Origin of the sequence: Mesorhizobium sp. M1A.F.Ca.ET.072.01.1.1 (assembly GCF_004023325.1) — a bacterium.
In the GTDB taxonomy this organism is placed as follows: domain Bacteria; phylum Pseudomonadota; class Alphaproteobacteria; order Rhizobiales; family Rhizobiaceae; genus Mesorhizobium.
In genome coordinates this window covers 1-10,707 of sequence record NZ_RZSF01000238.1, presented here as the reverse complement: position 1 = coordinate 10,707, position 10,707 = coordinate 1, and the positions used below count along the sequence as shown (strand labels likewise).

Sequence of the window (10,707 nt, the reverse complement as noted above, 5' to 3'; positions counted from 1 at the left end):
CTCTACAAGACCGCCTACAATCTTGCCATGCTGCGGGCCAAGAACGGCGACCCGGCGGCGCAGACACTGGTCGCCGAGATCCTGTCGCGTGGGCTGGGCGTGCCGCTCAACGCGGCAGAGGCCGCGAAATGGTATGGGCTCGCCGCCGAGCAGGGCGTGCCGGAGGCGCAGTTCCAATATGCGCTGATGCTGCTCGACGGACGCTATGTGAAGAAGGACGCCAAGGAAGCCTATGCGCTGATGCAGGCCGCCGCCGAGGCGGGCAACCGCCTGGCCCAGTTCAACTTCGCCCAATTGCTCGTCCAGCAGGATCCGGGCGATGCCGGCATAGCCAAGGCGGCTGTGTATTATGAGCGCGCCGCCAGTACCGGCCTTGCCGACGCCGAGTATGCGATGGCGCAAATCTACGCCAACGGCGCCGGCGGCAAACCGCGCGACGACGCCAAGGCACGCACCCTGCTGGCGCAGGCCGCCCGGCAGAACTACGACACCGCGCAACTTGATCTCGCCGCATGGATGATCGAGGGGCGCGGCGGCGATCGCGACCTGAAATCGGGCTTTGCCTGGATGAGGCGCGCGGCCGAAGGCGGCAATGTCGCCGCCCAGAACCGCCTCGCCAAACTCTATATGGGAGGCATCGGTACCGACCCCGATCTGATCCTGGCCGGAGCCTGGTATATCGTCGCCCGGCGCGCCGGGTTGATCGACCCGCAGATGGACGATTTCCTGCAAGGCCTCGACGACGGTCAGACCAAGCAGGCACTGCAGAAGGCGAACCGGCTGCCCTGAAAAGACGGCTGACGGCAGAGGCAATCCCCATGAGCGTTGGCGACGCCCTCCCTTGCCACTCAATGCGATTTGTGGTCTTGGAGGCGCCAAAGCGCGCTCCGCGCCAAAAATCTCATTCCGGATCAGTTCAACATGGCCAAGATCAGTGGCAGCGAAATCCGTCCCGGCTATGTCATCGAGCATGACGGCGGCCTCTGGGTCGCGGTCAAGACCAACACCGTGAAGCCCGGCAAGGGCGGCGCCTACAACCAGGTTGAGCTGAAGAACCTGATCAACGGCACCAAGCTCAACGAGCGCTTCCGCTCGGCCGAGACCGTCGAGCAGATCCGGCTGGAGATGAAGGATTTCTCCTTCCTCTACGAGCAGGGCGACGCGCTGGTTTTCATGGACACCGAAAGCTACGAGCAGCTCGAACTGAACAAGGATTTCGTCGGCGAGCGCGCCGCGTTCCTGCAGGACGGCATGATGGTCACGGTCCAACTCTATGAGGAGCGGCCGATCGGCATCTCGCTGCCCGACCAGGTCACGCTGACCATCACCGAGGCCGACCCTGTGGTGAAGGGCCAGACGGCGGCGTCCTCTTACAAGCCTGCAGTGCTGGAAAACGGTGTCCGCGTCCTGGTGCCGCCCTTCATCTCGGCCGGCGAGCGCATCATCGTCGACACCAACGAGATCACTTACGTGCGTCGCGCAGAATAAAACGGCCAACACAGGAAGAAGAAGAATGGCGCGTTCCGCTCTCCTCAATGTCATGGTCCAGGCCGCGATGAAGGCCGGCCGGTCGCTGTCGCGCGATTTCGGCGAGGTGCAGAACCTGCAGGTCTCGATGAAGGGGCCTGGCGACTATGTCAGCCAGGCCGACCGCAAGGCCGAAGAGATCGTCTTTGCCGAACTGTCGAAGGCGCGGCCGGGCTACGCCTTCCTGATGGAGGAGCGCGGCGCCGTCGACGGCGAGGATGGCCAGCATCGCTGGATCGTCGACCCGCTCGACGGCACGACAAACTTCCTCCACGGCATCCCGCTCTTCGCGGTCTCGATCGCGCTCGAGCGCCAGGGCCAGATCGTCGCCGGTGTCGTCTACAATCCGGCCATGGACGAGCTCTATACCACCGAGCGCGGCGGCGGCGCCTTCATGAACGACCGCCGGCTGCGCGTCGCCGGACGCGCCAAGCTCACCGATGCCGTGATCGGCTGCGGCGTGCCGCATCTCGGGCGCGGCCAGCACGGCAACTTCCTGATCGAGTTGCGCAATGTCATGGCCGAGGTCTCCGGCGTCCGCCGCCTCGGCTCCGCCTCGCTCGATCTCGCCTATGTCGCGGCCGGCCGCATGGACGGGTTTTGGGAAACCGGCCTTTCGGCCTGGGACATCGCCGCCGGCGCCCTGCTTATCCGCGAAGCGGGCGGCTTCGTTTCGGATATGGATGGCGGGCAGGACATTCTGGAGGCCGGCTCCATCGTCGCCGGCAACGAGCTTATCCAACGCGCCCTCTTGAAGACGGTAAAGAAGCCGCTGGCTGCGCGCTGAAGCGCCCCTATCGCATCACCCCGAAATCGGGAATCGATTTCGCTGATCTCCGGTTCGGAACGGATAAGCGCAAATCAAAGGGCTGTCTCCTTTGCGCGTCGAAAGGACGCGCGGCGCGCTCGTCGCAAAACCGCAACCGAAGCTTGAAATACTGATCCGCGACTGCCCAGATTATGGTTGCAGGATCATTCATGAACGACGCTCGCGCAAATACATCGATCGAAATCCCCTTTGTCGGCCGTTGGCACTATTCGCGCGCCGAGATGATCGCCGATGGCATCGTCCATGCTGTGGGCATCGTGCTGGCGATCGCCGCCGGCTCGGCCTTCCTGGCTTTAGCCGCCTTCCATTCCGGCCCGGGTGAGTACATCGCCGCCGTCTTCTACGTTGTGTCGCTGCTCACCGTGCTGTCGGTATCGCTGGCCTATAATTTGTGGCCGATATCGTGGCCGGCGAAGTGGATCCTGCGCCGCTTCGACCATGCCGCGATCTATCTGCTGATCGCCGCCACCTACACGCCTTTCCTGGCCCAGCTCCAAACGTCCGCGCTTGCCGTGCCGATGATCGTTATCGTGTGGAGCGCGGCGGCACTGGGCATCGCCATCAAGATGTTCCTGCCTGGACGCTACGACCGGCTGGCGATCCTCTTCTATCTCGCCATCGGCTGGAGCGGCGTCGTGCTCGCCGGACCGCTGGTCGCGACTCTGCCGCCAGCCTCCGTCATGCTGCTGGTCGCGGGCGGCATTGTCTATTCATTGGGCGTCATCTTCTTTGCCTGGAAAGGCCTGCGTTTCCACAATGCCGTCTGGCATGGCTTCGTCGTCACCGGCGCCGGGCTGCACCTGGCCGCCATGGTCGACTGTCTGGTCATCAGCCGTTTTTGAAACGACCCGCGCGGGGCGATATTGTCAAGCACCATTCAATTTGGTCACAATTCCGTTTAGAGTCGCGGCAATTCTGCGGCGGGTGGCATCGGAAACGGGGCACGGATGGCTTTTCTCAGATCCTTCGGCAGGCGCTCGGATGTCCTGGTCTACGATCCGCACAAGCTGTCGAGCCCGCAGGTCTTCCTGCTCACGATGGTGATCTTCCTGGTCATCGTCGCCTTCATCGCCGCCATCCTCACCCGCCAGATCTCCACCGCCTTCTCCAGCAACCCCGGCCTCAACGGGCTGATCATCGGCGTGCTCGCCGTCGGCATCCTGCTCGCCTTCGCCCAGGTCGGCCGGCTGTTCAGAGAGGTGCGCTGGGTCAATTCCTTCCGCGCCGGCTCCGAGACCACCGAGCCGGTGCTCCTGGCGCCGATGAAGGCGATGATCGGCCGCTCGTCGACGATCGCCTTCTCGACCTCTTCGATGCGCACCATGCTCGATTCCATCGCCACGCGCCTCGATGAAAGCCGCGACACCTCGCGCTATCTTGTCGGACTGCTGGTGTTTCTTGGCCTGCTCGGCACCTTCTGGGGCCTGCTCAACACCATCGCCTCCATCCGCGAGACGATCGAGGCGCTCGACCCCGGCAGCGGCGATGCCGCCGCCGTGCTCGACGCGCTGAAGCAGGGCCTGTCGGCGCCGCTCGCCGGCATGGGCACGGCCTTCTCGTCCTCGCTGTTCGGCCTCTCCGGCTCGCTGGTGCTCGGCTTCCTCGACCTGCAGGCCGGCCGCGCCCAGACCCGCTTCTACACCGAGCTCGAGAACTGGCTGTCCTCGGTCACCGATCTCTCGTCCGATATCGTCGTGTCGGAATCGGCGCGCGCCGAGCCGTCGGAGGAGATCCGCCTGCTGTCGGAACGGCTGCGCAGCCTGCAGGAGAACGGCGGCGGCTCCAACCCGCGCGTCGCCACCGCCATGGCCAACCTGGCGGACGGCATTTCCGGGCTGGTCAAGAACATGCGCTCGGAACAGCAGATCATGCGCGACTGGGTCGAGGCGCAGTCGGACGAACAGAAGGCGATGCGCAACACGCTGGAAAAGATCGCTGACGCCCTGAAGAAGACCGGAGTGCACTGACGTGGCGCTGGCAAGGAGGCGCGCCGATCGCCGCATCGACTACTGGCCCGGCTTCGTCGACGCGCTGTCGACGCTTCTGCTCGCCATCATGTTCCTGCTGACGGTCTTCGTGCTGGCGCAATTCCTGCTCAGCCGCGAAATCTCCGGCAAGGACACCGTGCTCAGCCGCCTCAACTCGCAGATCAACGAGCTGACGCAGTTGCTGGCGCTGGAGCGCTCGAACAGCCAGGACAAGGAAGACACGCTCGCCAATCTGCAGGCCTCGCTGTCGGCGGCGGAGGCGGAAAAGAGCCGTCTTCAGCAATTGCTGGAGCAGGGTGCCGGCGCCGGCGACGCTGCCAACAAGCGGGCGGACGCGCTGTCCGGCGAACTCAGCAACCAGCGCCAGATCAGCCAGCAAGCGCTGAGCCAGGTCGAGATCCTCAACCAGCAGATCGCGGCACTGCGCAAGCAGATCGCGGCGCTCGAGGACGCGCTCAACGTGTCCGAGCAGCGCGACCGCGAGTCCAACACCAAGATTGCCGATCTCGGCCGCCGCCTGAACGTGGCGCTGGCGCAGCGTGTCCAGGAGCTCAACCGCTACCGTTCCGACTTCTTCGGCCGGCTGCGCGAGATCCTCGCCGACCGCGAGAACATTCGCATCGTCGGCGACCGCTTCGTCTTCCAGTCGGAGGTGCTGTTCCCGACCGGCTCCGACGAGATCAACGATGCCGGCAAGGTCGAGATGAAGAAGCTCGCCGATGCCGTCATCGAGCTGCAGAGGGAAATCCCGCCTGAGATCAGCTGGGTGCTGCGCGTCGACGGCCACACCGACAACAAGCCCTTGTCCGGCACCGGCCGCTATCGCGACAATTGGGAGCTGTCGACCGCCCGTGCGACCTCGGTGGTGAAGTTCCTGATCGAGAACGGCGTGCCGGCGAACCGGCTGGTAGCCGCCGGCTTCGGCGAATTCCAGCCGCTCGATCCGGCCGACACGGATGAGGCGCGCAGCAAGAATCGCCGAATTGAACTGAAGCTCACCGAACGTTGATCCGGCATCACGCGAACTCACGCGAATTTGTTCGCAGGCTCAACTCTAGCGCGCAGAGGCTCGCCGGCAAGGCCTGAAAACATTATCTTTTTTTAATTACACTCGGCGACTTGGCGGCCCTAATTTGCTGCGCAGGGCCGGGAACCGCCGGCGATGCCTCCCATCGCGACGCGACGGAACCGGACGGCCCACTAGCTCGGAAGCGGAGCGGGATGGCCGCTCCTTCCCCAGCAGGAGGACGCGCCGTCATGCGCGCTTTAACATCTCTCAAGACTGCAACTCTCGCCGCGGTTCTGATCGCCGCCCCGCTCGCCGGCGCCTACGCCGCCGGACATCACAAGGGCGCTCTCGACGCAACCGATCCAACCGACTTCACCGGACCGCGGGTGACCAGCCTGATCGAGCAGGTCCAGGGTGTGGATCAGGGCATCGCCGACGCGCGGCAAGCAAACGACATCTCGGCCTCGGAAGCGCAGCAACTGCATATGCGCGCCGCGCACATCAGCCAGGTGGCCGAGCACGTAGCCGCTTCGGATCACGGCAGGATTCCGGCTGCGCAATATCACGACCTGCTGCGCCGTCTCGACAATGTCGACCAAAAGCTGAGAACCGATACCGGCAGCGGCTTCCTGATGGGCGACGGCGCCGACGGCGGTCACTATCCGAACGGCTGAGCGGTTTCGGTCCGCGACTGCCGTTCCGAGACCAGGAAGGGACGATCTGGCGCCCGAGGGACCTGGCCCGAGGGCGTCCTTTTTTCAGTCACCGGCCGAGCCAAAGCGCGATAATGGCAAGCACCGCAGGCAGCGTCTGGACGAACAGGATCTTGCGGCCGACGGTCGCCCCGCCATAGAGGCCGGCGACGGCAACGCAAAGCAGGAAGAACATCTTGATCTGGAACCCGCCGGTGCCGAGATAGAGCCCCCAGATCAGGCCTGTCGCAAGAAAGCCGTTATAGAGCCCCTGGTTGGCGGCGAGCACTTTCGAGGCGCTGGCGAAGTCCGGCTTGAGGTTGAACGCCTTGTGGCCGCGCGGCGTGTCCCACAGGACCATCTCCAGATAGACGATGTAGCAATGGATCAGCGCCACCAGCCCGGTCAGGATATTGCCGATCATTGTCCCCTCCGCTCGTTGGCCCCAACCTTTGATCACGCAGCGCTGTTGCAAGGCAAGATGGGCTGATCCGGAACGGGCGGATCAGGGTTGCCAAGCTGCGCGCCTTGGTATCTTTTCGCGCCAACCCCTTTGCAGCCGGAAACCATCCATGTCCTTCCAAAAACTCGATCTACTCGGCCATAGGCTCGAAGCGCTGGAACATGCGCTGGCCATTCTCGGCGCCGATGAGGCGACCCACATGGCGGTTGGCGGCGGCGAGAAGCGCGCCGAGGCGATGTCGGCCCTGGCCGGCATGCTGCACGCCCAGGCTACCGCGCCGGAGATCGGCGACTGGATCGCCGCCGCCGAAGCCGAACCGCTGAACGACGAGCAGCAGGCTGCGGTAAGGGAACTGCGCCGGCAATATACCAACCTCACCTGCCTGCCGGTCGAATTTGTCGAGCGCCAGACGACGGCGCGCATGCGCTCCGAGCAGCTCTGGCGCGACCTGCGCGCCAAGAATGATTGGGCGGGCTTCCTGCCGGCACTGGAAGGCGTCGTGGCGCTGGTCCGAGAAGAAGCGGCGCTGCGCGCCGAGGCGCTCGGCCTCGCCCCCTATGACGCGCTGATGGAGCAGTACGATCCCGGCAATCGCGCCGCCGACATCACGCCGGTGTTTGTCGAGCTGAAGGCTTTCCTCAAGGATTTCCTGCCGCATGCGCTGGCCGTGCAGGATGCGCGGCTGGCGAAGCACGCGCTCAAGCCGCTCTCCGGCAGCTACGCCGTCGAGAAGCAGCGCGAGCTTGGTCTTGCCATGATGGCGGCGGTCGGCTTCGACCTCACCCATGGCTCGCTGGCGGTGTCGCACCATCCCTTCTGCGGCGGCGTGCCGACCGATGTGCGCATCACCACCCGCTACAAGACTTCCGATTTCCTGTCGGCGCTGATGGGGGTGCTGCACGAGACCGGTCACGCGCTTTACGAACAGAATCTGCCGAAAGCCTGGTCGCACTGGCCGCTCGGCAAGGCGCGCGGCATGGCCGTGCATGAGAGCCAGAGCCTGTTCGTCGAGAAGCAGATCGGCCGCAACCCCGCCTTCTGGCGCTGGGCGCTGCCGGTTGTCGAGAAGCATCTCGGCGAAGCCTGGTCGATCGACGACATCCTGCCGCATGTCCATCATGTGGAACGCGGCTTTATCCGCGTCGACGCCGACGAGGTCACCTATCCGCTGCATGTCATCCTGCGTTACGAGCTCGAGCAGGAGCTCGTCTCAGGACGGCTGGAGGCAGCCGACCTGCCCGAGGCCTGGGATGCCAAGATGCGCGACTATCTCGGCCTGTCGACCATCGACAACCCGGCCGACGGGCCGATGCAGGACGTGCACTGGCCGGGCGCCGCCTTCGGCTATTTCCCGTCCTACACCTTGGGGGCCATGATGGCGGCACAGCAGTGGGCCGCCTTGACCAGGGAGCATCCGTCAGCCGACGGAGATCTCGCCAAGGGCGACTTCAGCGCCATCAATGAGTGGCGACGCGACAAGATCTGGTCGCAGGGCTCGCGCTGGTCGACGCCGGAGCTGCTCGAGCGCGCCACCGGCGAGAAGCTCAACGCCGCCTATTTCACGGAACATTTGCGCAAGCGCTACGGCGACTGAGGCGGCCTCGCTGGCCCACCAGATCGAGCTGCGCAAAAGATGCAGTGCCGGCCTTTACTTTGGCGGGAAAGACTCTGACAAAGAGTGTTCCTTGCTTCAGTGGGCTTGAACATTGGTGGGTGGCAGTTTTCGTGAGGTCGGGTCGTTCCGTTGCCTCGGTCTGTTTTTGGCCGTACTGGCCGGTCCGATCCTTCCGGCGGATGCTGATGAGGTCGTCCGCAAAGGGCCGGAGGCGGCCTGGATCAGGTCGGTCGATGTCCCGGCGGCCGATCCGGCGCGGGCCGACCAGATCAAGAATGGCATTTCCTGGCTGCTCGCGGACGAGCAGATCATCCATCGCGACTACGGCTATGACGACTATTCGCGCACGGTCTACAGAATAGTCGACCGTCCCGGCCTTGAGCGGGGCGCCAGCATCGATCTGCAGTTCGATCCGTCCAAGCACAAGGTCACGCTCAACCATCTGCGCATCATCCGCGACGGCGTCGTGCTGGACCAGCTCGATGACGCTAAGTTCGACATTTTCCGGCAGGAGAAGGACGCCGAAAAGGGCGTCTATGACGGCTGGCTGACCGCTCATGTCAACATTGACGACGTGCGTGTCGGCGACATAGTCGATTATGGCGAGACCTATGAGATCACACCGCACGTCGGCAAGGGCCTGTTCTTCTACAACTTCTCGACCGAGTGGGAAGACCCGGTGGGGCTGATCCGCACCAGCGTCACTTGGCCGGCCTCGCAGCCGCTCGTGATCAAGCCGCGAGGAACCGAGATCAAGCCCACCATCTCCGCGTCGGGAACGGACTCCGTCTATCTCTGGGAGATTGCCAATCCGAAGCCTGTCAAGGTGGAGGAGAACGTGCCGACGGATTTCCCGGCCTGGGGATCGATCGACGTCTCTTCCACCGCCAGTTGGCAAAGCGTGATCGAAGCCGTTCAGCCTTACTACAAGCCGGCCACCGCCTTCCCGCCGGCTTTTGCCGCCAAGCTCGACGAGATCGCTGCGAGGCACCCTTTGCCAGAGGATCGGATGATCCAGGCGATGCGCCTCGTCCAGGATGAGATCCGCTATGTCAGTCTGTCGATAGGCTCCGGGTCGTATATTCCGCGCGATCCGGCGACGGTTGTCCAGAGCGGCTTTGGCGACTGCAAGGACAAGGCGCTGCTGCTTACGTCGGCGCTCGCACGGCTGGGCGTTTCTGCCCAGGTCGCGCTGGCCGATCTCGACCACGGGCGGGCGCTGGACCAACACCTGCCGGCGTTGCGCAACTTCGACCATGCCATCGTCAAGGCGACGATCGGGACCAAGGCGTACTGGCTCGACGCCACCAATTACCTGCAGGGCGGCTACGCAAGCAATTTCCCGCAGCCGGACTACGGCTTCGCCCTGCCAGTCTTTGGCAGTGGCGAGTTGGAGAAGATGCCCAGTCCGGAGCCTAAAAGCCCAACCATCAAGGTTGCCGAAGAGTTTTTCTTTCCCGACAAACCTGGTGGCCAGCTGACGCTGTCAGTGCTGTCGACCCATGAGGGCGCCGACGCCGACTACATGCGCAGCAAGCTCGCCAGCCGGTCGGTAGCGAACTGTCCGACGCCTATCTGCAATATTACAGCAAGCGCTACCCCGGCATCGAAAGCGCCGCAAAGCTGGAAATCTTCGACAATCGTGACGGCGACATCATCAATATACGGGAGAGCTATCGGCTGCCGGCTCAAGCGCTGGCCGCCAACGATCTCGCCAAGAACTTCTCGATCAAAGCGGCCGACCTCGGCACCGACCTGCCGACCCCGACCACGGTGGATCGCGCCGGACCCGTCTCGCTTGGGTCGCCCGTTTACCGCAGGCACAGCGTGACGGTGCGCAATCTGAAGGCGAGGTTTTCCGGCGGACAGATGAAGAGTGTCGTCACGCCTTACCTTTCGCTGACGTCGTCCTGGAGCAATACGCCGACCACTTTCGAGGTGCAGTGGGATTTCCGGACGCTGGCTACGCAGGTTCCGGCCAAGGCGATCAGCGATTATCTGAAGTCGGTCAAGGACGTCGGCGACAATCTCGACTGGACATACGACTTCACCTACCAGGATGTGCCTGCGGATCCCCCAGGCAGTGATCCTGACAGGTCGCAACAACAGGTGATCACCGGGGTGCTGCTGGTCTCGATCTTCATAGGCGTGCCGCTTTTGATGGCCTTCCGTCGCAGATAGCCGCACGGCGGTTCCTGCCGAGAAGGCGCGCTCTACTCCGCCGCGCCCTTGAAGGCGCTCGCTCCGGTCTCGAACTGCAGCTTGGCGAGCCGCGCATAGGTGCCGCCCTTGGCGACAAGGCTCTGATGCGTGCCTTCCTCGACGATGCGTCCGCCGTCCATGACCAGGATCCGGTCGGCCTTGAGCACCGTCGCCAGCCGGTGGGCGATCACGATGGTGGTGCGGCCGCGCATCAGCCGCTCCAGCGCCGTCTGCACCAGCGTTTCGCTTTCGGCGTCGAGCGCCGAGGTCGCCTCGTCGAGCAGCAGGATCGGTGCGTCGCGCAGAATGGCGCGGGCGATCGCCACGCGCTGGCGCTGGCCGCCCGAAAGCGTCACACCGCGCTCGCCGACCTGGCTGTCAT

At 64.2% G+C, this 10,707-nt stretch carries 12 protein-coding genes; 10 read left to right on the top strand and 2 right to left on the bottom strand.

All coding sequences use genetic code 11. From position 1 onward, the window contains the following. From EOA32_RS26245 to EOA32_RS26215, 7 genes are all read left to right on the top strand, one after another. Positions 1–789, top strand: a 789-nt coding sequence (locus EOA32_RS26245; RefSeq protein WP_145971353.1) for a tetratricopeptide repeat protein, incomplete at its 5' end; no start/stop codon positions are given. Positions 790–921: 132 nt separating this feature from the next. After that, positions 922–1,488: an elongation factor P gene (gene efp / locus EOA32_RS26240; RefSeq protein ID WP_067001754.1), complete on the top strand. Its 567-nt coding sequence runs from the start codon at positions 922–924 to the stop codon at positions 1,486–1,488. Between the two features lie 25 nt (positions 1,489–1,513). Next, positions 1,514–2,314 carry an inositol monophosphatase family protein gene (locus EOA32_RS26235; protein WP_128373269.1) on the top strand — a complete coding sequence of 267 codons (801 nt, stop codon included), beginning with the start codon at positions 1,514–1,516 and terminating at the stop codon, positions 2,312–2,314. A 191-nt stretch (positions 2,315–2,505) separates the two neighbouring features. Beyond that, the gene (locus EOA32_RS26230; RefSeq protein ID WP_189407369.1) at positions 2,506–3,198 is read left to right on the top strand and encodes a hemolysin III family protein; all 693 of its coding nucleotides are present in this window, start codon (positions 2,506–2,508) and stop codon (positions 3,196–3,198) included. A gap of 105 nt (positions 3,199–3,303) precedes the next feature. Then, positions 3,304–4,323: a MotA/TolQ/ExbB proton channel family protein gene (locus EOA32_RS26225; RefSeq protein ID WP_067001748.1), complete on the top strand. Its 1,020-nt coding sequence runs from the start codon at positions 3,304–3,306 to the stop codon at positions 4,321–4,323. Between the two features lies 1 nt (position 4,324). Further along, a complete protein-coding gene (locus EOA32_RS26220) occupies positions 4,325–5,353 on the top strand; it encodes a peptidoglycan -binding protein (RefSeq protein WP_067319478.1) in 1,029 nt (342 codons plus the stop codon). A 248-nt stretch (positions 5,354–5,601) separates the two neighbouring features. Further along, entirely contained in the window at positions 5,602–6,027 is a 426-nt protein-coding gene (locus EOA32_RS26215; protein WP_067001742.1) for a hypothetical protein, read from the top strand. 88 nt (positions 6,028–6,115) lie between these two features. Here the strand turns inward: EOA32_RS26215 and EOA32_RS26210 are convergent, their stop codons facing one another. After that, positions 6,116–6,469 carry a DUF1304 domain-containing protein gene (locus EOA32_RS26210; RefSeq protein WP_067001740.1) on the bottom strand — a complete coding sequence of 118 codons (354 nt, stop codon included), beginning with the start codon at positions 6,467–6,469 and terminating at the stop codon, positions 6,116–6,118. A 148-nt stretch (positions 6,470–6,617) separates the two neighbouring features. On the opposite strand from EOA32_RS26210, the gene EOA32_RS26205 reads away from it, so the two are divergent. From EOA32_RS26205 to EOA32_RS26195, 3 genes are all read left to right on the top strand, one after another. Further along, on the top strand, positions 6,618–8,102 hold the full coding sequence (locus tag EOA32_RS26205; RefSeq protein WP_128373267.1) for a carboxypeptidase M32: 1,485 nt from the start codon (positions 6,618–6,620) through the stop codon (positions 8,100–8,102). A gap of 166 nt (positions 8,103–8,268) precedes the next feature. Then, the gene (locus EOA32_RS26200) at positions 8,269–9,954 is read left to right on the top strand and encodes a DUF3857 domain-containing transglutaminase family protein (RefSeq protein WP_189407368.1); all 1,686 of its coding nucleotides are present in this window, start codon (positions 8,269–8,271) and stop codon (positions 9,952–9,954) included. Continuing rightward, positions 9,951–10,304, top strand: a complete 354-nt coding sequence (locus tag EOA32_RS26195) for a hypothetical protein (RefSeq protein WP_128373265.1) — start codon at positions 9,951–9,953, stop codon at positions 10,302–10,304. Before EOA32_RS26200 ends, EOA32_RS26195 begins: the two co-directional genes overlap by 4 nt. Before the next feature lie 32 nt (positions 10,305–10,336). Here EOA32_RS26195 and EOA32_RS26190 read toward each other — a convergent pair. Continuing rightward, positions 10,337–10,707 (bottom strand): ATP-binding cassette domain-containing protein (locus EOA32_RS26190; RefSeq protein ID WP_128373264.1); only part of this gene is annotated, 371 nt, incomplete at its 5' end.

Bases quoted from the DNA above. Each gene is read 5' to 3' on its own strand.
- EOA32_RS26215 (WP_067001742.1), top strand. From the start codon at position 5,602: ATGCGCGCTTTAACATCTCTCAAGACTGCAACTCTCGCCGCGGTTCTG.
- EOA32_RS26230 (WP_189407369.1), top strand. From the start codon at position 2,506: ATGAACGACGCTCGCGCAAATACATCGATCGAAATCCCCTTTGTCGGC.
- EOA32_RS26205 (WP_128373267.1), top strand. From the start codon at position 6,618: ATGTCCTTCCAAAAACTCGATCTACTCGGCCATAGGCTCGAAGCGCTG.
- EOA32_RS26235 (WP_128373269.1), top strand. From the start codon at position 1,514: ATGGCGCGTTCCGCTCTCCTCAATGTCATGGTCCAGGCCGCGATGAAG.
- EOA32_RS26225 (WP_067001748.1), top strand. From the start codon at position 3,304: ATGGCTTTTCTCAGATCCTTCGGCAGGCGCTCGGATGTCCTGGTCTAC.
- efp (WP_067001754.1), top strand. From the start codon at position 922: ATGGCCAAGATCAGTGGCAGCGAAATCCGTCCCGGCTATGTCATCGAG.
- EOA32_RS26210 (WP_067001740.1), bottom strand. From the start codon at position 6,469: ATGATCGGCAATATCCTGACCGGGCTGGTGGCGCTGATCCATTGCTAC.